Origin of the sequence: Desulfovibrio sp., assembly GCF_009712225.1 — a bacterium.
In the GTDB taxonomy this organism is placed as follows: Bacteria; Desulfobacterota; Desulfovibrionia; order Desulfovibrionales; family Desulfovibrionaceae; genus Desulfovibrio.
Genome location: NZ_WASP01000006.1, coordinates 323,982 through 350,437 on the forward strand (window position 1 = coordinate 323,982; position 26,456 = coordinate 350,437).

The 26,456-nt window shown below is 58.6% G+C and carries 24 protein-coding genes; 15 read left to right on the forward strand and 9 right to left on the reverse strand.

The window, feature by feature from the left end:
• Window position 1 precedes the first annotated feature (1 nt).
• Both F8N36_RS06820 and F8N36_RS06825 read left to right on the forward strand, forming a co-directional pair.
• The gene (locus F8N36_RS06820; RefSeq protein WP_291332047.1) at window positions 2-1,027 is read left to right on the forward strand and encodes a rod shape-determining protein; all 1,026 of its coding nucleotides are present in this window, start codon (window positions 2-4) and stop codon (window positions 1,025-1,027) included.
• Window positions 1,028-1,312: 285 nt separating this feature from the next.
• Window positions 1,313-2,104, forward strand: a complete 792-nt coding sequence (locus F8N36_RS06825; protein WP_291332048.1) for an inositol monophosphatase family protein — start codon at window positions 1,313-1,315, stop codon at window positions 2,102-2,104.
• Window positions 2,105-2,122: 18 nt separating this feature from the next.
• Here the strand turns inward: F8N36_RS06825 and F8N36_RS06830 are convergent, their stop codons facing one another.
• Window positions 2,123-2,638, reverse strand: a complete 516-nt coding sequence (locus tag F8N36_RS06830; RefSeq protein WP_291332049.1) for an NUDIX hydrolase — start codon at window positions 2,636-2,638, stop codon at window positions 2,123-2,125.
• On the opposite strand from F8N36_RS06830, the gene rimI reads away from it, so the two are divergent.
• From rimI to F8N36_RS06850, 4 genes are all read left to right on the forward strand, one after another.
• Complete coding sequence (gene rimI / locus F8N36_RS06835) at window positions 2,637-3,095, forward strand: ribosomal protein S18-alanine N-acetyltransferase (RefSeq protein WP_291332050.1); 459 nt, start codon at window positions 2,637-2,639, stop codon at window positions 3,093-3,095. The two genes, F8N36_RS06830 and rimI, sit on opposite strands and share 2 nt — an antisense overlap.
• A 14-nt stretch (window positions 3,096-3,109) precedes the next feature.
• On the forward strand, window positions 3,110-3,874 hold the full coding sequence (tpiA, locus tag F8N36_RS06840; RefSeq protein WP_291332051.1) for a triose-phosphate isomerase: 765 nt from the start codon (window positions 3,110-3,112) through the stop codon (window positions 3,872-3,874).
• A 51-nt stretch (window positions 3,875-3,925) separates the two neighbouring features.
• Complete coding sequence (gene secG, locus F8N36_RS06845; RefSeq protein WP_291332052.1) at window positions 3,926-4,312, forward strand: preprotein translocase subunit SecG; 387 nt, start codon at window positions 3,926-3,928, stop codon at window positions 4,310-4,312.
• A 79-nt stretch (window positions 4,313-4,391) separates the two neighbouring features.
• Window positions 4,392-5,453, forward strand: a complete 1,062-nt coding sequence (locus F8N36_RS06850; RefSeq protein WP_291332053.1) for a Smr/MutS family protein — start codon at window positions 4,392-4,394, stop codon at window positions 5,451-5,453.
• Window positions 5,454-5,525: 72 nt separating this feature from the next.
• On the opposite strand, the gene F8N36_RS06855 is transcribed toward F8N36_RS06850, so the two are convergent.
• From F8N36_RS06855 to xerD, 6 genes are all read right to left on the reverse strand, one after another.
• Window positions 5,526-5,930 carry a DnaJ family domain-containing protein gene (locus F8N36_RS06855; RefSeq protein WP_291332054.1) on the reverse strand — a complete coding sequence of 135 codons (405 nt, stop codon included), beginning with the start codon at window positions 5,928-5,930 and terminating at the stop codon, window positions 5,526-5,528.
• On the reverse strand, window positions 5,923-8,664 hold the full coding sequence (gene mutS, locus F8N36_RS06860; protein ID WP_291332055.1) for a DNA mismatch repair protein MutS: 2,742 nt from the start codon (window positions 8,662-8,664) through the stop codon (window positions 5,923-5,925). The genes F8N36_RS06855 and mutS overlap by 8 nt, the downstream gene beginning before the upstream one ends.
• Before the next feature lie 108 nt (window positions 8,665-8,772).
• Entirely contained in the window at window positions 8,773-9,198 is a 426-nt protein-coding gene (locus F8N36_RS06865) for a LapA family protein (protein WP_291332056.1), read from the reverse strand.
• Window positions 9,199-9,356: 158 nt separating this feature from the next.
• Window positions 9,357-9,893: an HIT domain-containing protein gene (locus F8N36_RS06870; RefSeq protein WP_291332057.1), complete on the reverse strand. Its 537-nt coding sequence runs from the start codon at window positions 9,891-9,893 to the stop codon at window positions 9,357-9,359.
• Window positions 9,894-9,913: 20 nt separating this feature from the next.
• On the reverse strand, window positions 9,914-12,655 hold the full coding sequence (locus tag F8N36_RS06875; RefSeq protein ID WP_291332598.1) for a CBS domain-containing protein: 2,742 nt from the start codon (window positions 12,653-12,655) through the stop codon (window positions 9,914-9,916).
• An 83-nt stretch (window positions 12,656-12,738) separates the two neighbouring features.
• Window positions 12,739-13,668 (reverse strand): site-specific tyrosine recombinase XerD, encoded by a 930-nt coding sequence (gene xerD, locus F8N36_RS06880; RefSeq protein WP_291332058.1) that lies wholly within the window; start codon window positions 13,666-13,668, stop codon window positions 12,739-12,741.
• Between the two features lie 180 nt (window positions 13,669-13,848).
• On the opposite strand from xerD, the gene folK reads away from it, so the two are divergent.
• Together folK and F8N36_RS06890 are read left to right on the forward strand one after the other, a co-directional pair.
• A complete protein-coding gene (gene folK, locus F8N36_RS06885; protein ID WP_291332059.1) occupies window positions 13,849-14,364 on the forward strand; it encodes a 2-amino-4-hydroxy-6-hydroxymethyldihydropteridine diphosphokinase in 516 nt (171 codons plus the stop codon).
• A gap of 107 nt (window positions 14,365-14,471) precedes the next feature.
• Window positions 14,472-14,768 carry a transcriptional regulator gene (locus tag F8N36_RS06890; protein ID WP_291332060.1) on the forward strand — a complete coding sequence of 99 codons (297 nt, stop codon included), beginning with the start codon at window positions 14,472-14,474 and terminating at the stop codon, window positions 14,766-14,768.
• Between the two features lie 145 nt (window positions 14,769-14,913).
• On the opposite strand, the gene F8N36_RS06895 is transcribed toward F8N36_RS06890, so the two are convergent.
• On the reverse strand, window positions 14,914-19,248 hold the full coding sequence (locus F8N36_RS06895; protein ID WP_291332061.1) for an acyl-CoA dehydratase activase: 4,335 nt from the start codon (window positions 19,246-19,248) through the stop codon (window positions 14,914-14,916).
• A gap of 252 nt (window positions 19,249-19,500) precedes the next feature.
• On the reverse strand, window positions 19,501-20,829 hold the full coding sequence (locus tag F8N36_RS06900; protein ID WP_291332062.1) for a M23 family metallopeptidase: 1,329 nt from the start codon (window positions 20,827-20,829) through the stop codon (window positions 19,501-19,503).
• A gap of 228 nt (window positions 20,830-21,057) precedes the next feature.
• Here F8N36_RS06900 and F8N36_RS06905 point away from each other — a divergent pair, with 228 nt between their 5' ends.
• The 7 genes from F8N36_RS06905 (at window position 21,058) to F8N36_RS06935 (ending at window position 26,416) form a co-directional block, all read left to right on the forward strand.
• A complete protein-coding gene (locus F8N36_RS06905; protein WP_291332063.1) occupies window positions 21,058-21,669 on the forward strand; it encodes a protein-L-isoaspartate(D-aspartate) O-methyltransferase in 612 nt (203 codons plus the stop codon).
• Between the two features lie 40 nt (window positions 21,670-21,709).
• Complete coding sequence (locus F8N36_RS06910) at window positions 21,710-22,624, forward strand: Mrp/NBP35 family ATP-binding protein (protein ID WP_291332064.1); 915 nt, start codon at window positions 21,710-21,712, stop codon at window positions 22,622-22,624.
• Between the two features lie 144 nt (window positions 22,625-22,768).
• Complete coding sequence (pgsA, locus tag F8N36_RS06915) at window positions 22,769-23,317, forward strand: CDP-diacylglycerol--glycerol-3-phosphate 3-phosphatidyltransferase (RefSeq protein ID WP_291332065.1); 549 nt, start codon at window positions 22,769-22,771, stop codon at window positions 23,315-23,317.
• Between the two features lie 12 nt (window positions 23,318-23,329).
• Window positions 23,330-23,584 carry a hypothetical protein gene (locus F8N36_RS06920; RefSeq protein ID WP_291332066.1) on the forward strand — a complete coding sequence of 85 codons (255 nt, stop codon included), beginning with the start codon at window positions 23,330-23,332 and terminating at the stop codon, window positions 23,582-23,584.
• A complete protein-coding gene (locus F8N36_RS06925; RefSeq protein ID WP_291332067.1) occupies window positions 23,584-23,892 on the forward strand; it encodes a septum formation initiator family protein in 309 nt (102 codons plus the stop codon). The genes F8N36_RS06920 and F8N36_RS06925 overlap by 1 nt, the downstream gene beginning before the upstream one ends.
• A complete protein-coding gene (locus tag F8N36_RS06930) occupies window positions 23,889-25,046 on the forward strand; it encodes a tetratricopeptide repeat protein (protein ID WP_291332068.1) in 1,158 nt (385 codons plus the stop codon). Before F8N36_RS06925 ends, F8N36_RS06930 begins: the two co-directional genes overlap by 4 nt.
• A 14-nt stretch (window positions 25,047-25,060) precedes the next feature.
• Complete coding sequence (locus tag F8N36_RS06935; RefSeq protein ID WP_291332069.1) at window positions 25,061-26,416, forward strand: hypothetical protein; 1,356 nt, start codon at window positions 25,061-25,063, stop codon at window positions 26,414-26,416.
• Window positions 26,417-26,456: the final 40 nt, after the last annotated feature.

Sequence of the window (26,456 nt, forward strand, 5' to 3'; positions counted from 1 at the left end):
TATGATGTTACGGCGTTTTTTCAGATTCTTGTCAAAAGACATTGCCATGGATCTTGGCACTGCCAACACCCTGCTTTACACCAGGGCGCATGGTATTGTGATCAACGAACCCTCGGTGGTGGCCATTGATACGCACAAGAATTCTGTTCTCGCCGTCGGGGCGTCCGCCAAGGAATACCTTGGTCGTACGCCCCAGCGCATCAAAGCCGTGCGCCCCATGAAAGACGGCGTTATCGCCGACTTTGACATCACCCGCGAAATGATCTCGTACTTTGTGCGCAAGGCCATCACCGGCATGCGTCTGGTCAAGCCCTCCATGGTCATCTGCATTCCTACGGGCATTACCCAGGTGGAAAAACGCGCGGTCATCGACTCGGCCATCATGGCGGGCGCGGCAGATGTTGCCATGGTCGAGGAACCCATGGCGGCGGCCATTGGCGCAGATTTGCCAATTCATGAGCCCTTGGGCAACCTGGTGCTCGATATTGGCGGCGGCACAAGCGAGGTGGCCATTATTACCATGGCAGGCATAGCCAATGCGCAGTCTGTGCGTGTGGCGGGTGATGCCATGAACATGGCGGTGCAGCGTTACATGCGCGATGTTTTTCGCATGGAAGTTGGCGACAACACGGCGGAAAATGTCAAAAAAATTCTTGGTTCGGCCATGCCCATGCCCAATGCGCCAGTGCTTGAGGTTTCGGGCAAGGATCTGGTGCGCGGAGCGCCCCGCGTGGTAAAGGTTACAGAGGGGCACGTGCGCGAGGCCCTGCGTGAGCCCGTGCTTGCCATACTGGGCGCGGTAATGCGCGCGCTGGAAAAAACGCCGCCCGAGCTGGCGGCCGATATTTACCGCAACGGCATGCTCATGGCGGGCGGCGGCTCGCTGCTCAAGGGGCTGGACCAGTTTATTGCCCGCGAGACGCGCCTCAAGGTCTTTGTGGACAAAGACCCGCTCACGACCGTGCTGCGCGGCACTGCGCGGGCCATGCTGGACAGGCAGCTGTACCACTCCGTTTTTATCAACTAGCCCTTTGCCCGTATTGTTCTTTTGCCGTCTGGCTGCGTTAAAAGTCTTTTTTGCTGTGGTCGGGTACCGTAAGCCTGCGTTTCCTTCGAAAAAAGGCTTGTCTGCCTTGCCAGAGAACAAAACTACAACATGTTTAGCCAGATGAAATGGTAACTCTTCGGTCACCCCACGGGCGTCTGCCAGCAGGGCGTGTCAATCCATCTTTCAGACCACTGCCCGCTGCGGGGTAACAGCCCTGCGGCATCTGCGCGTTGCGGGCATGCCGTTGCGCGCAAAGGAATAGCCATGTTTTCATCACAGAGCATCTTGCAAGACTGCATGGAAATTGTTCGCCAGAGCGGCGACATCATACGCGAGCACTGGGCCAAGCCCAGCAATGTGCGCCACAAGGGTCGCATTGATCTGGTCACCCAGACCGATCTGGCTGTGGAAGCCTTTTTGAAGGAAAAGCTTGCCGACCTCGTGCCCGGCGCGGTTTTTATGGCCGAGGAAAGCAGCCAGAGCGAGCGCGAGCCCGATGGCCTGTGCTGGATTATCGATCCGGTGGACGGCACGACCAACTTTGTGCACCGCATTCCGCAGGTGGCAACCTCGGTGGCGCTGTGGAACAAGGATCATGTGGAATTTGGCGTGGTCAACATTCCCATGATGAACGAGTGCTTCAGCGCCCAGCGCGGGCAGGGGGCCTTTCTGAACGGCAAGCCCATAGAGGTGAGCAAGGCCGAACCCATGGGCAATGCCCTTGTGGCCACGGGTTTTCCCTACGATTTTACGGGGCGGCTTGAAAGGATACTTGAGCGCCTTGCCATCATGCTGCCCAAGAGCCAGGGCATGCGGCGCATGGGTGCTGCTGCCGTGGATATGGCTTATGTGGCCTGCGGCAGGGTAGACATGTTTTATGAAGAAGGGCTTAAGCCGTGGGATTTTGCCGCTGGCCTGCTGCTGGTGGAAGAAGCGGGCGGCAGGGTAACCAACATGCGCGGCGAGCCCCTGCGTTTTGGCGACGTACTGCTTGCCTCCAACGGGCTGGTGCACGCTGAAGCCGTTGAGCTGCTTGGCCCCACAGACGTATCATAGGGGGCAAATGGCTCGCGGTCAGCGCGGGCGCACGAGCCCTGCCTGCACAACCGTGCGCAAAAAGGGCGACAGCAGCTCGCCAAAGTGCGTGCCGATGCCACGCAGCTCGTCGTAGTCGACCAGCATGTGGCGGTCGGGATCGCGCACCACAGCCGATGCCAGCGATACTGGCATGCGCCCCTCATAAAGTTCAACAAAGGCATTAAAGCTTTCTGGCCCCGGGGCGGAGACACCCAGCGGCAGGATGCGGCCATCATGGCCCCAGTCTTCAAAAAAAAGCTGTTGTGCCCTGCGTTCGCTCGACTGACCGGCCAGCAGGCGGCCAAAGGATGAAATGCCCCAGCCAAGCCCCGGCCTGTGGGTGAGCAGGGCGCGGCCCAGACGGTCGCGCACAAGCAGACCTACCGCCCTGTGGTGCAGGCCCTGCCGCAGTACATCTTCCTTGCGCATGACGCACAGGGGCGTGTTGTTTTTGTCCACAACCTCCAGCAGATCGGGAGTGTTGTTCAATGAAGGATAGAGGCTGATTTCCATGAGAGCTTCCACAGAGCGCGACGAACGCCTCCAGATGCTGGGGCCGCAGCATGCCGCCGCCATGTACGATATTGAGCGCCAGTGTTTTCCCCTGCCCTGGTCAGAAGAGCAGTGCGCGGCTGCCTTTGGGCAAAAGGCGTTTTCAGCCCTTGGGCTGTTCCGCGATGAGGCGCTGATTGGCTATATATCAGTATATCACACGCTCGATGAACTGGAAATACTCAATCTGGCAGTGTTGCCGAACGAGCGGCGGCGCGGCTATGGACGGCGTATTTTGGGCGTGGTCTTGCGCCTTGCGCGTAAAATGGCTATTAGTAAAATCTTGCTTGAAGTAAGGGTGGGCAACAAGCCCGCCATTTGTCTGTATGAAAGTTGCGGCTTCAAGCGGGAGGGCGTTCGCAAAAAGTATTATACCGATACTGGCGAAGACGCTCTTATCTATCTTTGTTCCATCTGATATTTGGGGAAGCCATGCAAAAGATATTTGCCGCCAACTGGAAGATGTATAAAACCCGCGCCCAGGCCAGCCAGGGCGCAGGTGAACTGGCCAGCGGCCTTGGTCAGCTGCCAGCTGGGCACGAAGTTGTTGTTTTTGCGCCTTTCACCAGCATCAGCTGCGTGGCAGACGCCTTTAACGGCAAGCCCGTCCTTTCTGCCGGCGGACAAAACTGCTACCCGGCGGAAGAAGGCGCGTTTACGGGCGAGACCTCGCCCGCCATGCTGCGCGATGCTGGCGCCAGCTGGGTGCTCACCGGGCATTCCGAACGCCGCCACATCATGGGCGAGGACGATGCCCTGGTGGCCCGCAAAACCATTTTTGCCCTTGAACACGGCCTGAATGTGCTGCTGTGCATTGGCGAAACCCTTGATGAGCGTGAGGCCGGAAAACTCAATGCCGTGCTTGAGAAGCAGCTTTCTGCCGTTTTTTCGGCCATGCCCGGGAACCTGCGCGGCGATGCCCTGGTGGGCAGGCTGGCCGTGGGCTACGAACCCGTGTGGGCCATCGGCACGGGCAAGGTTGCCGGGCCGGAAGAAGTGCTTGATGCCCACGCCGTAACGCGGGCACTGCTGCAAAAACTTGTGGGTGAAACCGCAAACCGGCTGCCCATTCTGTATGGCGGCAGCGTGAAGCCAAACAATGCCGCAGGGCTTATGGCCCTTGACAATGTGGATGGCCTTCTGGTAGGTGGAGCGTCTTTAGAAGCAAAAAGCTTCTTACAAATTATCGGGGCCTAACCCCACTTCGGGCGCGCCATCGGGCAGTGGCCGGACGGCGAGGAGGAATTCGTGCAGACTCTCATTCTTACGCTGCATATCATTGTGTGCGTGTTGCTGGTTATTCTTGTGCTGCTTCAGGCGGGCAAGGAAGGCATGGGCGTGATTTTTGGCGGTGGCAACAGCTCTGTTTTCGGTAGCGGCGGCGCGGGCGGCATTCTTGCCAAGCTTACCGCTTTGCTGGCCGTGATCTTTGTCATCACTTCCATCAGCTACACCATGGTGACCAGCTCGCGTCCTTCCAGTCAGTCTACGATTCTTGACGTCAAGATTGAAGAGCCTGCTGCTCCCCGGCCCGCAGCCCCCGCCGTTAAGCCCGGCGCGGATGCAACCCAGGCCCCTGTGGCGGCTCCTGCCGCCCCTGCCGAGCAGAAAGCCACGGCGCCTGCGGCCCAATAACCGCAGCACTCGTTTACTGTCAAAGCCGCGGCCTGTGCTGCGGCTTTTTTTATTAGCTTAACCGAAGGGTGGGGCTGTGATGTCTGATGCAGACGCTTTTGGTGCAAATCCGTTCCGCACACTCAATACCAAGCAGTTTCCTGAAAAGCAGAAACAGGGCGGCACACAGCGCAAGCCAGTGCACCAGGGCCATGGCAAGCGCGTGATTGCCGCGTCTGCCGCTGTGCAGAATGTTGAGGTTTCGGATGAAGACAGCGAGCTGTTCTTGAACGCTGTCAGCAGTGTTAAGCCCACCAAGGGGGCAGGTTCCAAGAAATCTGGCGCTTCCAAGGGGTTTTCGATCGAAGAGCACGGGGCGTTGACCAGCATGGCTGACGCCCTGGGAGAAGAACGCGGCAAGGGCAAAACGGGCGCGGCCGGTAAGGGCAAGGCTGGCTCTGCTGCATCCGGCGCTGCCCCATCAAATGCATCCCCCAGCGCGCCACAGGCCAAGCAGGTCAGGGATGTCAAAAAAGCCCAGTCCGCAGCCTCCACACCGGAGGAGTATTTTGCCGCCCAGAGCGATCTGGACGATGAAACTGCCGCCTTTTTGACCGCCATGGGTTCTGTTAGCCCGCTTACGGGCAGTGGACGCGATGTGGCCCCCGAACCAGCGACAGCCACACCGCCGCCTCACGCCGATACGAGCCTGCAGGACTTTTTGGACGGCAAGCTTGAGTTTGCCCTGAGCTTTACGGACGAATACCTTGAAGGCCATGTTGTGGGCCTTGACCAGATGATTCTCAACAAGCTGCGCGCAGGTGGGCTGAGCCCGGAGGCACACCTTGACCTGCACGGCCTCAACGCCATGCAGGCCTTTGAGGCGCTGCGCGGCTTTTTCAAGGGCAGCTGGTACAAGGGCCTGCGTACGGTACTGGTGGTGCCGGGGCGTGGCCGCAATTCGCCAGACGGTTTTGGCATTCTGCGCGAAAAGCTGCAAAGCTGGCTGACGCAGGACCCCTTCAAGCGGGTGGTGCTGGCTTTTTGCACTGCCCAGCCGCACGACGGCGGCCCCGGCAGCGTGTATGTGCTGCTGCGCAAATACCGCAAGAAAGGCCGCATTTACTGGGAAAGAATGCCAGCGGATTCTGACCTGTATTAGCATCTGAAAATGAGAATGGCCGGGGTTTCCCGGCCATTTTGCTTTTATGGGTGGCGAAGGTTTTTGTCGCTCTCAGCCCGCCTTGCGCGTAATGAATGAAAGTCTGTCCAGCAGGCGGTCGTAGTAGGGATCGTCCTGCTCCAGATGTAAGGGGCGTTGAAAGCGCATCTTGGCCTGCGTAACCATAAAGCGCACCCTTTGCATCTGGCGCACGCGCTCCTGCTCGTCCTCGCAGTGCTCAAGCAGGTCAACCAGCCGGTTGATCTCCTTGCGTTCTTCAAGCTCTGGGGGCAGGCAGCCCGCATTGCGCAAAATTTTGTAGGCCATGCGCATGTCTTCCGGCACGTGGCTCAGATCTTCAAGTTCCATCGGTTTGCCAGCACCAGGCAGATTGTCAAATAGTCCCTTCGACTGGGCTTCCTCAATGCGGCGTTCTGCCACCAGCTGGATCACAGACCAGGGATTAGCTTCACTCATGGCTGTTCTTATCCTGAAGTTCATCGGCTGGCTGCTGCGGCTCGGCTTCGGGGTTGTCGCTCCACAGTTTTTTCCATTCCATGAGCAGACGTAGCGCGTCCAGCGGGCTGAGTTCGTCGGGATTGAGATCGCGCAGCAGCAGAATAAGCGGATGCTCGGTACGCGGCGGCACAGCGGCGATTTCTGGCAGCTCTGGCTCTTTTTTGACTGGTTCCGGCAGGTTCAGCCCAGGCAGCGAAACCGCAGAAACCACAGTTTTGCGCGCGTTCTCACGCCCACGTTCCAGCCCCTGCAAAATGGCCCGTGCCCGCTGCACCACAGGGCCGGGAACCCCGGCAAGGCGGGCTACCTCCACACCGTAGCTGCGGTCAGAGGGGCCGGGAACCAGCTTGTGCAAAAAGAGGATGTCGTTGTTGTACTCGCGTATGGCGATGTTCATGGTAAACACGCCAGCGATGCGGGCTTCAAGCGCGGTGAGTTCGTGATAGTGGGTAGCAAAGAGGGTACGCAGCTCACCGCCCGCCCTTTTCGCAAGGTCTTCCACCACGGCCCAGGCAAGGGCCACACCGTCGTAGGTGCTGGTGCCGCGGCCAATCTCGTCGAGAATCACAAGGCTTCTGCGGGTTGCCTGACGCAGAATGCGGGCCGTTTCCATCATTTCGACCATAAAGGTACTCTGACCCTGTGCAAGGTTGTCAGAGGCCCCCACGCGCGAAAAAAGACGGTCTACAAGCCCAAGGCGGGCGGCGCTGGCCGGAACCATGGAACCCATCTGCGCCAGCAGGCAGATTATGGCCACCTGTCGCAGCACGGTTGATTTACCGGCCATGTTGGGGCCGGTGAGCAGGCACAGGCGACGCCCGGCATCAAGCCTGAAATCGTTGGGTACAAAGTTGGCCCGTCCCAGCATGGCCTCCACCACCGGGTGGCGTCCCTCGCGGATGTCGAGGTTGGCCTCCTGATCAAGTTCGGGCCTGCACCAGTTGTTGGTGCGGCCTACCTGAGCCAGGCTTTGCCAATAATCAAGCTGGGCCACCATGTCAGCTGCGTGCACGATACGCTCACGCTGGCTGGCCATGTGACTGCGCAGCTCCTGAAACAGCGTGTATTCAAGGCTTTTGCGTTTGTCAGAGGCCGACAGCAGCTCTTCTTCCAGTTCCTTGAGCTCCACAGTGGTAAAGCGCTCTGCATTGGCAAGGCTCTGCCTGCGGATAAAATGGAAAGGAATGGGCCCGCTGTGGGCCGCGCGTGTCACCTCATAATAATAGCCAAATACCCGGTTAAAGCCCAGTTTGAGCTTGCTGATGCCCGTTTTTGCCTGTTCGTCTGCCAGCATGGCCTGCAGTTTTTGCTCGCCGTGTTCGGCAAGGTCGAGCAGGCGGTCAAGCTCGGCATTGAAGCCGTTTTTGAACAGGCCGCCATCGGTGATGACCGCGGGTGGGCTGTCCACAAGGGCGCTTTGCAAAAGGGCCGCGCAGTCGTCCATGTTGTCCCAGGATTTGAGCACATCGGTGATGCTCCTGGGCATGGCAGGAGCGGAAGCCGAAGCGTCGGGCACGGCATCGGGCGCACTCAGGGCGTTAAAAACATCGGGCAGAGCTGCCAGACTGTTGCGCAGGGCGATAAAATCTCGCGGTGCGCCCTGGTTCAGGCTGATGCGGGTAGAGAGGCGCTCAAGGTCATAGACGTTTTTGAGAGCTTCGCGCAGGGCGGTGCGGCGGGCGTCATCGGCGTAAAAATACGCCACTGCATCCTGTATGCGCGTGATGGGGCCAAGCTCGCGCCAGGGGTGGCGCAGCATGTCTTCGAGCAGCCTGCCGCCCATGGGGGTCATGGTGTCGTCCAGCGCGTGGCGCAGGGTTCCCTTGCCCTTGCGGCCATTGAGACGGGCAAAAATTTCAAGGTTGCGCTCGGTCACGTCGTCAATGATCAGGCGGCGGCCCAGATCAAGCGGAGCAAAAGGCATGAGGTGATCGGGGTTGCGCATCTGGGTCTGACTCAGGTAGGCCAGCAGCGCGCCGCAGGCCCGCATGAGCTCTGGTTTGCCCTCAAGTCCCAGCGCTCCAGCCTCACGCACACCCTGAGCCGCCACAACGCGCTCTGTGGCGCGTTTGAGCTCAAACTGGTGTGCTGGCATACGCACAAGCCTTATGCCTTCCAGAATGCAGCGCTGTGGCAGTTCTGTACCTTCTGGAACCAGCAGCTCGCGGGGGGCAAGTTTTTGCGCCCATTGCCACAGCTCGGCCTCGCGTTTGAATTCAACGCCCGACCACTGCCCGGTAGAAATATCGGCCCAGGCCAGCCCACCCGCACCGCCCGTGGCTGAAGAGCACAAGGCTGCCAGAAAGTTGTGGCTCTTGCTGGCAAGGTTGGCGTCTTCAAGCACCGTGCCGGGGGTGATCACGCGGGTAACGGCGCGTTTGACGAGCCCCTTGGCGGCCTTGGGGTCTTCTGTCTGGTCGCAGATGGCAACGTGGTAACCCTTGTCGATGAGCTGGGCCACGTAGCCCTCAACCGCATGCCACGGCACGCCGCACATGGGAATGGGGTTTTCCGTATCTTTGCTGCGGCTGGTAAGGGCAATCTGAAGCTCGCGCGCCGCCACCTTGGCGTCGTCGAGAAACAGTTCATAAAAGTCGCCCATGCGGTAAAAAAGCAGGGCATCGGGGTGCTCTGCCTTGATGCGCATGTACTGCTCAAACATGGGGGTCAACTTTACGGGAGCTTCAGACATATGGATTCGTGGGGGTGACGGTGAAGGCCGCGTGTGCGCGGCCACAAAAAAATGGTGGCGCTGCCCAGACATCAGCCGAACAGCGCCACAAAACGGATTGCGGAAAAACTAGTTCTTGTCCGGGTCGGGAACCAGAGTTTCTTCTGCAGCGGCAACAGGAGCGGCAGCAGGGGCCGAAGCTTCGGTCTTGCCGTTCTTGCTCAGAAACTGCGCGCGGGCGGTGTCTGCACCAAGCTTTTTCTTGGTTTTTTCCAGTTCGCGCTCAAGGCTGCTAATCTGCCATTTCTGCTTCATCAGGCGGGCAGTGAGGTTAACCTTGTCCCACACCAGAAAGCCCAGCGTCATCAGCGCGCCACAGGCAAAGGCCGCAATGACGAGAAAGTAGAAGGGCAGTGCGATGGAAGACATGGCGGGAATAAAGAACAGATTGAGCGTGAGCACCATGCTCTGGGAAAGGGCACCCTGGTTCTGGAAAAAGAACACGAGCGCCAGAAAAAACACGACCGCGAGCAATAATACCTTGATATACCGCATAGACATACTCCTCAGGCTAAATAAAGCTATCTCAAAAAAACTTCACGGGCTTTTTGAGAATGCCGCATCGCCCAAGAGGGCACAGCATCGCGCTCTCCAGCCGGTCTTTGTCGCCCCCAGCGAAAAAGACAATCCCCGCCATCGGGTCACACAGCACGTTATACGCTGCTACCTTCCTGCCCTGGCGTGGAAGCGACGCGGTTGCCGATAGCCGCGCCATTCGTGAAATACGGTTTCAGTGCCGCATAGGTGCGGCTCAAATGTTCGGGCATGGTACGCACTTCATCAAATACTGCCATAAATGATGAATCGCCGTTCCAGCGCGGAACCAGGTGAAAATGCAGGTGCTCGCGTATACCCGCGCCCGCTGCCTGCCCCTGGTTGAGGCCGATGTTGATGCCTTCACAGTTAAAGTGTTTCTTTAAGATTGTGGCGCAAAGTTGGAGAAGATCCATGATTTCATGGGTTTCCTCCTGCTTCAGGTCTGCCAGCATCATCACGTGTCGGTAAGGGCAAACCATGATGTGCCCGTTGTTATACGGGTACTTGTTCATGATTACAAAGGCCCTTTGCCCCCGGTACAGAACAAGCCTTTGCTCGTCCTCATCCGTATGGTCCGGCAGACAGAACACGCAGGAATCTGGCTTGGGACCAAGAATATACTCAATGCGCCATGGAGCCCAAAGTTGTTTCATAGTTGTTTTCTATACACCTCTTATAAACGCTGGGCAAGTGAAGAATTCCTATCAGCTTGTACTTCTTTATCAGAAGCTGAAATTGGGGCTTCAGATGCGGCAGCGGCGGATTTCAGCTCCTGCTGCACAAGGCTGTGGGCAAGTTCCAGCTGCTGTTCCTGGCTTGTGGCAAGACCATCCAGTTTGGCCGCAAGCACTGCCTCAAGTATGCGTCCAAAGGCAGGGCCGGGGTGCAGCCCCATGGCGCGCAGGTCTTCACCGCCCACATTGGCCTTTTCCCTGCGCCACAGCGTAATGTAGCGCGATATGTTTTTTTGCAGCGCGGCATCGCTTACGTCCGCCATCATGTAGAGCAGAAATTCGAGCGACAGGGGCCGTAACATGGCGCACAGTGCGCTTACCTTACCCTGACTGGCCTCGTGGTCCTTCTGCCACGATTCAATCTTGCCCCGCAGGTTGCGCATGTGTTCGCGCTGCCTGAAAACCTCTGCGCGCTGGGGTTCGGGCAGGCCCATGCGCTGGTAGTGGTCGGCGGTGTCGGCATAGCTCATGTTGTGGTTGAGGGCCAGAAAATAGACCAGCCACGGCTGTGGTGCCTGCTCAAAATAGAGCAGCCTGTACCACGTGAGGGTTTCCTGAAGCCGCAGCAGGAGATTCTTTTTTGTTGGCGTAAGCGACAGGAGGGGCGATATGGCTTCAAGCACACCAAGCTGGTCGAGCCGTGCAATGCAGGCCGTGGGGTCTTCCTCGTCGCAGATGTGCTGAAATTCATGGAACAGCCGGAAACCCGAGAGCTTGTCCATAAGCTTGAGCTTGAGGGCGTTTTTGATGAGCTTTTCCGTACCTGCCCCAATGTGGAAGTTATAGCGCTGCTCAAAGCGTACGGCCCGCAGGCAGCGGGTGGGGTCTTCCACAAAGCTCAAGGTGTGCAGAACCCGTATGACGCGCTCCTTGATGTCGCGCTGACCGCCAAAAAAGTCTACAAGCTGCCCAAATGGCTCGCAGTCAAGGCGCACTGCCAGCGCGTTGATGGAAAAATCGCGGCGGAAAAGATCCATCTTGATGGACGAAAGTTCAACTGTGGGCAGTGCCGCCGGGTATTCGTAATATTCCAGCCGTGCGGTGGCTACGTCTATGCGCGCTTCAGCGCCATTTTCGTCATTGTAAATGACTACCGAGGTCAAAAATTTCTGGTGTTCGCGTATGCGACCGTTGAGTTCCTTGGCAAGCGCCCGGGCCAGCGTAATGCCGTTGCCCTCGACCACAAGGTCTATGTCCTGATTGGGGCGTTGCAGCAACAGGTCGCGCACAAAGCCGCCTACCGTGTACACCGGCAGGCCAAGCTCCCTGCCCAGCCTGCCCGCAAGGTGCAGCATATCGCGGCTGGCACGGGGCAGCCTGTCCTGAATGAGCTTTCCGAGGTTGCGTTCCTTGCTGCCCGTAATGCGCGGTTCGGGCATGTGCCCCGGTTCCTGAGCAAACACGTTGATAAGGTCGGTGCGCGTGACAACGCCGATGACCTTGCTGCCGTCCACAATAGGCACAAGACGCTGGCGGCCGCCCACAATGGTGCTCGTGAGGTCTTTGAGCGTCGCATCAGGTGGCAGGGTGGTTATGCGGCGGGTCATGTAGTCTTCTACCGTGGCCGCACCCAGGCCGTGTGCGCTGGCCCGCGAGGCCGTGAGCGCGTCGAGCAGGCCAGTGCACTGCCGCGTGCCGGGTTCAAACACCGGAACGGCCTTGAGGCCAAAATGCAGCATGAGTTCGTCAGCCTCGTGGATGGTGGCGGTTGATTCCACCCCCACGGCAGGCGAAGACATGTATTCGCGAGCTGTTTTGTCCGGGTAGGCCTGGGCGTACAGATGCCGCAGTATGACATCGCGTACTTCGTGCACGGTCATGGTGCGCACAGAGGCCGAAGCCGCGTAGGCGTGCCCGCCGCCACCAAGGGCCGCGCAAATGTCGCCCACGTTGATGGATTCGTTTCGGCTGCGGGCCACCACCTGAATGCGGTCGTCCATGAGGCCGATGGCAAACAGCACGGGGAATTTTTCCATTTCCATGAGCCGGTGCGCCAGATAGGCAAAATCCCCCAGATAATGCTCCATGGCCGCTTCAGAAAGTGTCACCTGCACATTGTTGATGGTATAGGTCTGGGTAGACTCAAGAAGGCTGTTGAGCGCCTGAATGTGCAGGCTTGTGAGCTCGTGGGCGGCAAGGGCGTCGATACGGTTCACATCCATGCCCATGCCCAGCAGCCACGCGGCAGCCTGAAAATCGGCCTGTGTGGTGGAGGAGTAGGTAAACGAACCCGTATCGCCGTAAATACCAAGGCCCAGCAGGGTTGCGTCGTCGGCGCTCATGGTGAGGCCGCGCTCGGCAATGGCCTGCACGATAAGGCTGGTGACCGAGCCAATGTGGGCCATGTGGGTGTGTGGGCATGAAATGTCGTCTGTAGAGTCCGGGTGGTGGTCCCACAGCTCTATGGTTACGTCTGCCCGGTCAAGCAGCTGGGCCACATGGCTTATGCGTCCACGCTGCCGGGTATCTACAACCACAAGCCGGGTGATGTCGTTCCACGGGATAGACGCAGTTTCCACAATACCCAGCGCCGCCAGATCCAGCCCGGCAACCAGCTTTTGCAGGCCGCGTTCCTGTGAACCGGGAAAAAGCAGCACGTGAGGGGTATACAGAAAGCGCGCGGCCAGCATGCCCGCGAATGCGTCAAAATCGGCATTGGCGTGGCAGGTGACAAGAGTCAGGCCTGCGGCGCCCTTATGAACAGCTGGGGCGGCTGGGGCCGTGGAGGTAGATGCCGCCTGTGGCGGAGTTTCCGGCGCAGGAATCACTGGCGGCTCCGGGGATGGAATTGGTGGTGTATGCCCCGCAGGCGGTCAGCCTGCACATGGGTGTAAATCTCGGTGGCGCTTATGTCGGCATGGCCAAGCAACATCTGCACGGCGCGCAGGTCTGCGCCACCTTCAAGCAGATGCGTGGCAAACGAATGCCTGAACGTGTGCGGCGAAATGGCCCGGCGAATGCCCGCCTCGAGCGCGTATTTTTTTACCATCTTCCACACGTACTGCCGCGTAAGGCTGCGGCCTGAGCGGTTCACAAACAGCTGGCTGCCCGAGGGTGTGAAGTCTGGCCTGCATGAGGCAAGGTACTGGGCCAGCATCTGCTGCATCTGGTCGTGCAGGGGTACAAGCCTTTCTTTTGAGCCCTTGCCGAAAACGCGCACCAGGCCGCGCTGCAAATCAAGATCGGGTACGCACATGGCGCACAGCTCAGACACGCGCAAGCCCGCGGCGTACAAGAGCTCGAGCATGCAGCGGTCGCGTTTGCCGCTTTTGTCGCGCAGATCTGGCTGGGCCAGCAGGGCGTCCATTTCTTCCCGGGTGAGCACCTCGGGCAGGTGCTGGGGCAGCTTGGGGTTTTCAAGCAGCTCTGCCGGATTTTTTTTCAGCCTGCCTTCATCAACGGCAAAGGCAAAAAACGCCCGCAGGGCCGAAAGCCTCCGGGCCAGGGTGCGCCCTGTGTTCTGCCGCGCCCGCAACCACGCGAGGTACAAAAAAATTTCCTGTTCGTCGGGGTCGCGCAGGGTCTGCGGGTCTGCCCCCTGCGCAAGTTCCTGCCGGTACAGAAAAAAACTTTCCAGATCCTGCCCGTAGGCTTCAACAGTGTTGGAAGAAAGCCCGCGCTGGGCCAGCAGAAAATCCTGCCACAGGGGCAGCATGGATGCCAGGGCGGGGGCTTTGGTGCGTGGTTGTGCCATGCCTGCATGCTAGCCGCCTTGGCACAAGGGAGCAAGTGCTTTGCTTTGTTTCACCGGGCGGAACCGGCCAAGATATATCGCAATCAGGCGTACTGTGTGATGAGGCTTTATACTTGCAGGCAAAAAAGATATACTGTGCTGATAAGAGTTCACAATGTTTCAAAAGCGCGGGAAGTTCCGATGGCAGACCAGCCAGTATTGAGGGCCTATGTAAGCCTTGGCTCCAACTGTGAATCAGCGACGGCCATGCTTGATGCGGCCCGGTCCGCTCTTGCGGCTCTGCCGGATATGCGCATGGGCGCGGTATCGCCCGTTTATCGAACAGAACCGCAGGAATACGCCGATCAGCCATGGTTTCATAATCAGGTGGTTGAACTTTTGCCCGGCGAGAGCTGGCAGCCGTGCAGCCTTGTGGATGCGCTGCTGGACATTGAGGCAATGCTTGGGCGGGTACGCAGCGCAGACCCCGCCCTGCGCTACGGGCCTCGCGTGATTGATGCTGATCTGCTGGTTTTTGGACAGCTGCGCAGCACCGACCCACACTGTCTTGTGCCGCATCCACGCCTTACAGGCAGGGCTTTTGCCCTGCGTCCACTGCTTGATGTGGCCCCCCGGCTTGAGGTTGATGGAGTGCCAGTCAGTCAATGGTTAGAGCGGCTTGACTGCCGCGTGGATGGGGACAGAATTTTTCAGTGACGGGTGCTGCCCTCTATGATACTGTCTTCCACGGCTTTTACAGATGCCTGAAAGGGCTGCACCCTAGCCGCATGTGACCCGTGCCACGGGATTAAGGAGCATAACAGATGGTAAAGTGGCTTATTCTGATTTTGGCGGGCTACGCCCTATATCGCCTTTTTGCCAATGATTTGAACAAGAAGAGAAAGGAAAGCAAGCAGGAAAGTGCCGCTGAAACCGAGCGCAAGGTTGCTGCTGGCGAGCTGGTGAAAGACCCGGAATGCGGCGCGTATGTTGCCGTTGACGGTTCTGTCTCTGTGCGCGACGGAGACACCGTGCACCGTTTTTGCAGCTACGAATGCCGGGACAAATTTTTGCAGCGCCTGCAGGAAGGCGGCAGGGAACTGCCCCCGCGCGAAGAATAGTTTTTTGGCTTAACGAACATCGTTTGTGCTTCCTTGCTGCTTTTGGCTTCTGAGCCGGGGCAGACTGGCAGGGGCATGGTGTGCGTATGTTCTGCGGCAAATCAAAACCACCCGAGAGCAGGTGGTTTTGATTTGCCGCATTTTTTTATTGCCAGTAATCTCCGGGGCAGTATCCGCCCGCGCCAGTGTAGGTATGCCGGGCATGGCGGGCGGCTTCTTCCCTTTCTTTTTCCTTTTCTCTGGCTATGGCCATAAACAGGCGTATGCGGTTGAGCTGGTTGGCCTCGCTGCTGCCGGGGTCATAATCCAGCGCCATGATGTTGGCCTCTGAACGCTGACGCCGCACGGCCTTGAACGCACCGCGTCCCACCACATGGTTTGGCAGGCAGCCAAAGGGCTGCAGACACAGAATGTTGCTGGTTCCGTGTTCCAGAAATTCCAGCATTTCTGCGGGCAGCAGCCAGCCTTCACCCGCGCTGTTGCCAAGCGACATAACGCTTTCGCCAAGTCGGGCAAGGTCGTCGATGTGGGCCACGGGCATGACGTTTGCGCTGAGAGGCGAGGTGTTGAGCGCACCGCGCATGTAACGCCGCACGCCTTCTATGCGCCGCATCACCAGGCTGTTGCCAAGGGCCGACCATGCGCTGCCGCCCTGATGCCGCCAGTCGTACACTGCATCGCGCAGGCAGTAGAGCATAAAGTTGGTAAAATCGGGCAGCAGGGGCTCGCCGCCCTCCTGCCTGATCTGTTCAACAATATGATTGTTGGCATCCGAGTGGTAGGTGAGCAGAATTTCACCCACCACCGCGACCCGGGGGCGTGGCGTCAGATGGGTATGAATGCTGGCAAAGTCGCGAACAAGGCGCGGCAGCAGCTGCCGCAGGGCGGTTTCATCCCCCTTGCGGATTACTGGCGACATGGTCTGCAGCCAGTGCTGTACGCGGTCTTCTGTCTGACCAGCGGTGCATTCATATGTGCCGGTAAACAGCGATAGCCTCTGCAACATGTCTCCTGCAAGCATGCCAAGCAGCATGCGCCAGAGCATGGCCTTGTCTGGCCGCAGGCCCGGCTGGCTCTCTGTGCCGGATGAATTGATGGTGAGCACGGGAATGGGGTCGTAGCCGCATTCCTGCAGAGCCTTGCGCAGCAGAGCCGGATAATTGCTCGCCCGGCACGGCCCGCAGGTTTGCGAAAGCAGCAGGGCCGTGCGGCGGGGATCAAGGTCGTCACTGCGCAGAGTGTGCAGCAGCTGGCCTATGGCCACGATGGCAGGGTAGCAGGCGTCATTGTTCACGTAGGCCTGCCCAAGGCTAACGGCTTCGGCGCTTACGGTGGGCAGCAGGCGCACCGTGTGGCTGTTGCCCGCAATGGCCTCGGTTATGAAGGGCAGGTGCAGGGGGGCCATTTGCGGCACAAGAATGGTGTGTGTGCCCGCATCGCGCTTGCTGAACACAGGCATGGCAGTTGTGGCTGAGGGTTGCCCTTTTGTCTTGCTGCCGTTGCTGACCGCCAGCAGGGAACGTATGCGGATACGCGCCGAGGCCAGCGCATTGCCCTCGTCCATCTTGATAAGGGTATACAGCTTGCCGTGGGCACGCATGAGCTCGCGCATCTGGTCGGCGGTGATGGCATCAATGCCGCAGCCAAACGAGGTAAGTTGCACAAGCTCTACCCGAGCATTACCGTGGTCGGCCTCGCAGGCCCACAGGCCAGCGCGATAAAGGCGCGCTGCGTATGTCCACTGGTTGCGCGCCCGCAGGGTAAAGTTCATGCGGTGGCTTATCCAGCTGCGGGGCAGGGCGTCCTCGCTCACCACGGCAGCGCCCAGCGAGGCGATAAAGTCGGGCAGGCCGTGGTGCACCTGCGGATCGGTGTGATAGGGACGGCCCGCCAGCACCACCATGGTGCCCTTGTTGCGCAGGGTTTCGCTATAGATGTGCTCTGCCTCTGCACGCAGCTCGCGCAGATAGTGTGCCTGCTCGTGCCGGGCGGCACGCATGGCGGCGCGCACTTCGCCTCTGGGCAGGTTGAATTCGCGGCACAGGTTGCGCACCAGCGATGCCGTGTGGGTCAGGTTCACAAAGGGCGCATGCAGCACGGCCCCGGCATCCTTGATCTCGGGCAGGTTTTCGCGCACCACCTGCGGGTAGCCGCAGGCCACCGGGCAGGAGAAGGAATCGCACATTTCGGTAAATTCCTGCGCCTCGCGAGGTATGCAGGGAAAGAATATGCTCTTTATGCCGCTTTCAAGCAGCGACAGCACATGCCCGTGCGCCAGTTTGGCAGGGTAACAGACACTTTGCGATGGAACGGACGACAGCCCCGCCGCAAACAGTGCCCGGCTGGTGGGGGGCGAAACCTCCACCCTGAAGCCCAGCGAGGTAAACAGGGTGAACCAGAATGGATAGTGCGCGTAGACATTGAGCACTCTGGGGATACCCAGCCTGCCGCGCGGGGCAGACTCGAGCGACAGCGGTTCATAACGGAAAAGCCGCTGGTTTTTCCAGGCGATGAGGTTGGGTGCGGTAACGGTTGCTCCGCGTCGCGATTCGCTGAACCTGTCGCACCTGTTGCCCGCTATATGGCGCGAGCCGTGTGAAAAACGCGTTTCAGTAAGCAGGCAGTTGTTGCCGCAGTCGCGGCAGCGAAAGCTGCGCGTGCGCATGGCCAGACCGCGTATGAGCGAGGCCGTGATGGACGAGCGAAGGCTTGTACATTCTGATTTCTCAAGCGCTTCAAGCGCCGCTCCGTATGCCCCCATGAGGCCGGATGATGCCGGACGGTGCACATGGCGGCCAAGGGTACGCTCCATGGCGCAGAGCAGGGCGTCGTTAAGAAAGGCCCCGCCCTGAACCACCACATGTTCGCCAAGCTCTGCCGTGTTCTTGATGCGCAGCACCTTGTCCAGAGCGTTGCGCACAACAGAGTAGCACAGGCCGGCGGCAATGTCGGCGATGGGCAGGCCGTCTTTTTGTGCCTGCGTTACCCGGGAATTCATGAACACCGTGCAGCGTGAGCCAAGGTCGGCCGGGTGCGCCGCATACAGCGAAATATCAACAAATTCCTGCATGCTCAACCCAAGGCCACGGGCAAAACTTTCCAGAAACGCGCCGCAACCGGCAGAGCAGGCTTCGTTGAGGCTCACGTCGCTGATGACGCCGTTATCGATCTTGAGGCACTTCATGTCCTGGCCGCCAATGTCGATAACGTAGCTGACCTCGGGAACCAGCCGTGTGGCCGCCTTGAAGTGCGCCAAAGTTTCCACCAGCACGCTGTCCACACCAAGGGCAGATTCTGCCAGATGTGCTCCGTAACCGGTAGCGCCGGATGCGGAAAGCCACGCTCCTTCGGGTATGCGGTCGAGCATGTCGGACAGGGGCGGCAGCAGGGTTTGCAACGGGTTGCCGCCGTTGGAGGCATAGCACGAATCAAGAACGCGCTGTTCGCTGTCGACCAGCACTGCCTTGACCGTGGTTGAACCGAGATCCAGCCCAAGGTACAGCGGGCCGCGCGCCTGGCTGATGTCGGCACCGGGCAGCATGCTTGTGGTGGCGTGCCTTTGGCAAAAGCGTGCGTATTCGTCGCTGTCGGCAAACATGCCGGGCAGTATCTTGTCTGTGCTCACCTTGGCCGTGTGTGAAAGGCTGCCCGCCAGCACGGCCAGGTCTGCCAGATTGTGGGGCTGAGCCGAGTCTTCGGCAGAAATGGCGCAGTGGGCCGCGCCAATGGCCGCCGTGCACTGCGCATGAGGCAGATGGGCTATGTGCTGGGGTGAAAGGTCGAGGTTTTTGATGAACAGCGTTTTCAGCTCTGGCAAAAAGTGCAGCGGCCCGCCCAGAAAGGCCACCTTGCCCGTAATGGGCCTGCCGCAGGCAAGACCGCCTATGGTCTGTTCTACCACAGCCTGAAATATGGAAGCCGCGATATCTTCACGCGAAACCCCGCCGTTGAGCAGGGGCACGATATCGGTCTTGGCAAAAACGCCGCAGCGCGAGGCAATGGGGTACAGGGTCGTGTGGCGCGAGGCCAGATCGTTCAGACCGCCCGCGTCTGTACTGAGCAGGCGGGCCATCTGGTCGATAAAGGCCCCAGTGCCACCTGCGCACGATTCATTCATGCGCAGCTCCACATCCTGCCCCAGGTAGAGCAGCTTGGCGTCTTCACCACCCAGCTCAACGGCCACAGTAGTGTCGGGTGCACCGTGTGCAATGGCGCGTGCGGTTGCCAGCAGTTCCTGCACAAACAGGATGGAGAGCTGATTACTGAGATCAAGAGCGCCCGAGCCTGTCATGGCACAGCGCACGGTGGCGGAGGGATAGAGCTGGGAGACTTCGGCAAGCAGGCTTGCCAGTGTGGCGCGAACGGCCGTGCCGTGGCGGCAATAGCGTGTTTCGGCTATGGCGCCGTCTGCGTGCAGCAGCGCCAGTTTGACGGTGGTGGAGCCGATATCCAGACCAAGGTATAGTAGTGGTGGAGACACGTACAAGTCCTCACATGAAACAGGTTTATGTGATTTGGGCCTGATGTCTTCGTGAAAGCCATGTCAGAGATCATTGGCATTCTTTCATAAATTCAGGCTACACTTGAACGCGACCAGAACACAAGACTTGTTTGCAAAAAAAAGTCGGCCCGGGCAACTCTTCACTCCCCGCAGGGAGCTTGGCGTTGCCCGGGCCGACTTTACTGGCCTGTGTGTGCGTATTCAGCGCACTGTCATTATTCTGTCAAACGGCTACTGTTGGGCCATTGAGGCCTCAATGCGGCCGGTGACATTGTCGCGGATCCACTTGGGGTCAAGCCATTCAAGCGGGGTAACTTCCACGCCGCCTACAAGTATGCCAAAATGCAGGTGGTCGCCAAAGGCAAGCCCCGTGCTGCCGGTGTGGGCAATAATCTGCCCCTTCTGCACAACATCGCCAACTTTGACGAGCTGGTCGTTGAGGTGCGAGTACAGCGACATGAGCCCAAGGCCGTGGTCGATAACAATCAGGTTGCCATAAATGCCAAGGTTGCCGCAGAAAACCACGCGTCCGCTGTTGGCGGCGGGCACTTCTGCATTGCGCACCGAGGCAAGGTCAAAGCCCAAGTGGTATGATTCGCCCACGGGCTTGCCTTGATAGCTGAAGAAACGGTGATCGCCAAAACCGGCGCGCGGGGCAGAGCGGGGCAGGCGTTCAAACGCGCCGCTCCACAGCATGGCCGAAGCAGAGTCGTGTCCGATTTCGCGCAGGGCCTGCACGTTGGCGTTGCGCACCTGATTGTTGATGTACAGGTAGCACTCCAGCGGGTTGGCCGCGTCAGGGGCCAGATCGCGCAGCTTGCTTTCAACAGCCAGCAGGAAGTTGTCCGTCACTTCAATGCTGTCACTTTTAAATACCCGTTCAAAGGTCATGACAGTCAGGTGGCTTTTGGTCACGTTGCCCGCAAGGTCGGTAGCGGTGATTTCCACGCTGTTTTTATAATCGCGGGCCGTCATGGTGTAGGGGAAGGGGAAAAAGCAGATATAGCTGCCGTCTTTTTGCAGGTAGCCGGGCACAAAATAGCCTGCAACCAGCACACCGCTGTTGCTCACTTCTTCGTCAATGGTGTAGCGCACCACGGCGGTACCGCCACGGCGAACGTTGGGGGGCAGGGTTTTTACAGAAATGCGCGGCGGCTGCGTGTCGAGGCGCATGGGCAGCTGAACCGTGCGGGTGTTACCCTGACCAAAACCGGCAAGCGAGCCGTCTGTGGCGCGTATTTCAAGTTCAAACGCCCCTTCGCGCAGGTTGGCGTCCTTCATGGGGACTTCTACCTCGCGCTCGGGAATGTATTTGTCAAAATGCTTGCTGTAGATGACATTAAGAATATTGTTTTTGCGCACGCCCACCGAGATGGAGCGAATGCCGGAAGGGTCCTTCATGCGCACCTTGAGCACGCTGGCAGGAGAAACCTTGCCGGTGTTGGGCGTCACATCCACAACCGGGCCGTCCAGATCCTTAAAAAAAACGTAGCCACCAACTACCAGCAGGGCGACCACTAAAATACCTAGTACCGATGAAAACAAACTTCTTTTACGCATTTCCGACTCCTCAATCTCGCTTCCCGAAGCGTTGCATAAAGAAAGGCAAGTTTCAAGGAAAAGTCTGGAACTTCTCTTGATCTGCCCCAAAGCCCCGCTGTGCACATTGACTTGGCGTAAAAAATCTGTTTTCACTTCCGCAGTATGCAGTACGGTAAATATACCACGGCTGGGGGCCCGCCCCGCGAGCCTTCTCCATCCGTGGATCCCAAACGTCTACGGCGTCGTATGGTGCGCGATCAGCTCGAAGCGCGCGGCATAAACGACCCCGGGGTGCTTGGGGCCATGATGGCCGTGCCGCGTCACCTTTTTGTGCAGGAAGCCCTGCGCTCTCAGGCCTACGAAGACACCCCCCTGCCCATCGGCTACGGGCAGACCATTTCACAGCCATATATCGTTGCCCTGATGACCCAGCTGCTTGAAGTGCAGCGGGGCATGCGGGTGCTTGAAATAGGCACGGGCTCTGGCTATCAGGCCGCAGTGCTTGCCACCATGGGCTGCACGGTATTTACCGTTGAGCGTATGCGCGAGTTGTATCAAAATACCTCGTGCCTCTTGCGACAACTGGGACTTAGGGGTATCCACATGCAGCGGCGTGACGGCACGCTTGGCATGCCCGAGGCCGCGCCATTTGACCGTATCATTGTCACAGCCGGCGGGCCGGAAGTGCCGCGCCCCCTTGTTGAACAGCTTGACGAGGGCGGCATAATGCTTATTCCCGTAGGGTCAAAGCCTCGTACTCAGCGCCTTGTGCGCGTGTGCAAGGAACAGGGGCGCGTTAGCAGCGAAGACCTGGGGCCGGTAGTTTTTGTGGATCTGGTGGGCGACCACGGCTGGTAGATACACCGTCGCCAAGCCCGCCGTAATTGAAGGAGTTGTCATGGGATCCTGTTCATCCTGTTCTTCTGCGTCTACTTGCTCGAGTGCAAAGGGCAATGGCGGCAGCGGAGAATGTAATGACCCTATGGCCAAGCAGGACCGCGCGATAGCCGACTGCTTGGGCCATATTCGCCACAAGATATTTGTTATGAGCGGCAAGGGCGGCGTGGGCAAAAGCTCTGTAACCGTCAATACTGCTGCGGCGCTGGCACGGCGCGGGTTCAAGGTCGGCATTCTTGATGTCGACATTCACGGCCCCAGCGTGCCCAATCTGCTTGGTCTTACCAGCACGGTTGAAATCGACGAACCCACCCAGCTGATGATTCCGGCGGCGTACAACGAAAACCTGTCGGTCATCTCCATGGATACGTTTCTGCAGGACAAGGACCAGGCCATTCTGTGGCGTGGGCCCAAAAAAACCTCGGCCATTCGCCAGTTTATTGCAGACGTGAAGTGGGGCGAACTGGATTTTCTGCTCATCGACTCCCCTCCAGGAACCGGCGACGAACACATGACTGTCATGCAGTCCATTCCTGATGCCCTGTGCGTGGTTGTGACCACCCCTCAGGAAATTTCTCTGGCAGACGTGCGCAAGGCCATCAACTTCTTGCAGTACACCAACTCCAACGTGCTTGGCGTGGTGGAAAACATGAGCGGTCTTGTGTGCCCCCACTGCCACCAGGAAATCGACCTGTTCAAGAAGGGCGGCGGCGAAGAGCTTGCCAAGCGCTACGGCCTCAAGTTTCTTGGTGCTGTGCCGCTCGATCCCACCACTGTGGTTGCGGCTGACAAAGGTATTCCTGTGGTGTACCTTGAAGCGGAGAGCGCGGCCAAGGAGGCCTTCCTTAACCTGGCAGATTCCATTGCCAACGCTGCCGACGGCAGCCTGGAAGCCCTTGCCAGCTCCCACCGCTAAAGGCATCGCGAGCGTGGCTCGGTAGAAATGCAGGCTTCCCTGGCGGTCGGGACCGGTCGCCGGGGGAGCTTTTTTTCTCCTTTTCTCCCGTATTCTTTTATGGTAACGCATTGAAAAATTCGCACGGAGCGCCTGAGAGGAAGAATGCTTAATCTTGCTAATAAAATTACACTGTTACGCATTTTAATGACCCCTCTGGTTGTTTTGCTGCTCTATTTTGAAGGGCCTGTCGCCTGTATTTTGGCTACACTGGCCTTTATTTTTGCCTCTCTCACCGACTGGGCAGACGGATATATCGCCCGCCGCTCCAACATGGTTACCAGCATGGGCAAGTTTCTTGACCCGCTGGCCGACAAGGTGCTGATCTGTTCGGTGCTGATCATGTTTGTGAAGCTTGGCTGGGCCCCTGCCTGGGTGGTCATTATTATAGTATGCCGCGAGCTTGTGGTTACAGGCCTGCGCGCCATTGCCATTGACGAGGGTATTGTTCTGGCTGCCGACAAGTTCGGTAAGGCAAAAACTGTGCTTCAGATTTTTGCCATTGTGCCGCTTACCCTGCATTACCCTCTGTGGGGCATGGATTTGCAGCCCCTCGGTCTGGGGCTGCTTTATACGGCTCTGGTGCTGGCCATTGTTTCAGGCTCGAACTATTGCTATGATTTTTACCGCAATACGCGTAAACAGGCAGGTTAACGGGTACAACGCATGAGTACGTTGCAGATCCGCCTGAAAAACTGCATCCAGACCATTCTGGAACTGGAGCCCGACATGCGTGCCGGGGTCTGGGGCCGTCACTTTGATGAGGAGCTGAGTACTCTCAAGGATTATCTGCATCAGGTCGATCAGATGAACCTTGCGGAGGAAGATGTTACGCGGCTGGAAAAAGCTACGGCCACGTTTTTGGCCGAGCTGCGGCTTTCGACTGGCAACGGTTCACAACCACAACGGCTGCTGCAGTAATGTTCTGGCGTACGTTCATTCTGGTTGTTCTGGGCCTTGTTAACGTGGTGCTCTTTGCACGCATGGTGTGGGGCCCCACAGGGCTTATCGAGTACCGCGAACTCAAGCACCAGTATGCCGAGCTTGAAAAGCAGATTGCAAGCCTTGATGCGGAAAACCTCTCTCTGAGCCGTGAAATTCGCCTTTTGCAGTCAGACAGCCAGTATATGGAAAAAGTCATTCGTCAGCGCCTCCATTATGTTCGCGACAACGAGGTGCTCTATCTTTTCGGCGACGTGGCGAAACCGGGGCGGGAGCAGAAACCATGACGGAAAAAATTGAATGGTATAAAGAAGTCCTGGAGCTTGAGCCCAATTCCAAGGTCTTTTTTCCTTTGGCCCGTCTGCTGGCCGAGGCCAATCGTATTGACGAGGCAGTTGAAATTCTGGAGCAGGGCCTTGCCCGGCACGAAGAATTTCTGGAAGCCCGTCTCTACCTCATAGAGCTGCTGCACTCTGCCAACAAGCTGGAAGCCTGCGAAAAGCAGGTGGGTCGGCTGACCAAGATGTTTTCTACCTATGCCGGGTTCTGGCAGGCGTGGGCCGCGTGCATCAATGCCGCTGGCAATGCCCCGGATACTGCGGCTGTGCTGCGTTTTCTGGCCCTCAATTTTTCGAAGGGGCCAGTTTCGCTGCATGATGTGATCAATCAGGGGCTTGCCTCCATGGCTGGCGGCGGGGCAGAAACTGCCGGGCAGGCATACACGCAACCTGCTGGCGTTGCCCAGCCCGCGGAACTAGCCGTTCGTGCCGTTCAGGCATCACATGATGTAGTACCCGGCTTTGCAGAAACTGCGCCTGCGGCTTCTGTGGCTGCAGCCGCAGCCCTCGCGGGGCAGATGGCTGCCAGCCATGCCGCCGCACCTGTGGCCGAACCGGTTGCAGATGATATCACCAGGGAATCCGATGCTGCGTACAGTGCAGGCGGTAACCAGGGTTCTGTTGACCAAGAGCTTTCCCACGATTCCATTGATTTTGATCCTGATCTCGCCATGGCCGAAGACGACGCGCTGCCGTCCGAGGTCGAAGAAGGTGTTTCCCCCATGGTGGCCCATGGGGCAGATGCCTATGCTGCCTATGCCGCTCCGGTTACGCAAACCGAGGCTGTGGTTGTGGAAGATGCGGACGAAGCCGAAGAGCGTTTTTCACTGCGCACGCGTTCCATGGCCGAAGTGTTGGCCGAACAGGGCGATATCAAGGGCGCGCTTGATATTTATCATGAACTTGCAGCCGCGGCGGTGCACCCTGAAGAAAGCGCCGACCTGCGCCAGCGCATTGCTACGTTGACCGCCCGCCTGGGCAATGTCCAGACGTTGGATACCGTCCAGCCCGCAGCTTCGGCAGAACCAGCCAGCGGTAAGGACAAGCTCATAAGCATGCTTGAAGCCTTGGCTGAACGAGTTGAAGCCAGGGCGCACAGTTAATGAGGGAGATCACTGTGTTGAAATCATATGTGCGTTACATCTTTTTGCTGATGTTTGCTGCCTCGCTTGTAACGGGTTGCAGTTCATATCAGCCTACCAAGAACGTCTGGAAATCCACAAAGTCGTTTTGGAACACCTACGTGAGTCCTCCGGCTAGCGTGGATTTTGATGAAAAAGGCAACCTTTCGCCCCAGGCGCTTTCCCTCACGCACAGCATGATGGGCATTGACGTTGAGCTCACGCGCCTGGAGCGGGTTATGCTTAATGCCGACAAGCCGCCGACGCGTGAATGGCTGAATTCGTTCCTTACATCCTTCCCCTGGATCAGTGGTTTTGCCGGTGTGAAATACGACGGCACCATCCTTGGGCAGGAACCCGCCAATCCTGTGAAGCCGCTTGACTTCATCCCCCTGCTTTATGAAGACAAAAAGCAGAGCACCCGCGCCCTGCGTGCTGATGTGCAGAATTCGCCCTACGGGCCCGAAGTGCTGCTTGCCTCGCCGCTCTATGACGGCGTGGACTTCCTGGGTGTGGTTGTGGCCAACTTTGATATGCGTTCGCTCATGCAGTATTCGCACACCCCGCAGGATGTGGTCATTCTTTCGCCTCAGGCTCTGCTCTGGCCCGGCAAGTACGACTTTGCCTCCACACCTCTTGCTGGTGTGAACTGGGACGAAGTTGTCACCAAGACCTCCTCGGGGTCCTGCTCTAACGTAAATGGCAAGTTTTACTTTAACGTGCGCTACCTCGGTAATGTGCCTCTTATCTTTGCCGTGGCAGAGTCGGGCAACTTCCCGCAGGGCAATGGCAGCGTTGATCAGGGCCTGTCCTTCTTCCCCAAGGAACGCCCCAAACTCACTCCTCCGCCGCATGTTGAGCGCAAGAACAAGAACCGCTTTGAAGAAAGCCAGAATGTGGACGTAACGCCCGAACAGGCCGCTGGCGCACCCGCTCAGGCCTCCGGCAAGCCTGCTGGTGGCGCGGACATTCAGCCCGGCAGCCACGACAGTATGCTGCTGCGCCAAAAGAAGGCCGAACGCCGCAAGGTGCAGGAACGTCAGCTGGAAGGTGAAAATGCTTCTGTTGACCGTACGCCGCGTCCTGCCAAGGCAAAGAAGGAAACGCCGCCTACCGGCCTTGGCATAGCGCCTGATGAGGATGCCGCTACCTTGCCCGGTGGCCGCCCCAGCCCCTTCGGTCCCAAGGACGGTGAAGACGCCGACAAGCCTGCTGACAGCAGTGCCAAGCCTGCCAGCAGCAGTGCCAAACCCGCTGATGCCAGCGCCAAGCCTGCGGATAACAGCGCGGGCAGCGAACCGCCAGCAGAATTGTCTGGCGGGCGGCCAAGTCCCTTTGGGCCACGGAACTGACGCACTCAAGCTTAAGACTTGCGCCGCCCCGGGGCGGCGC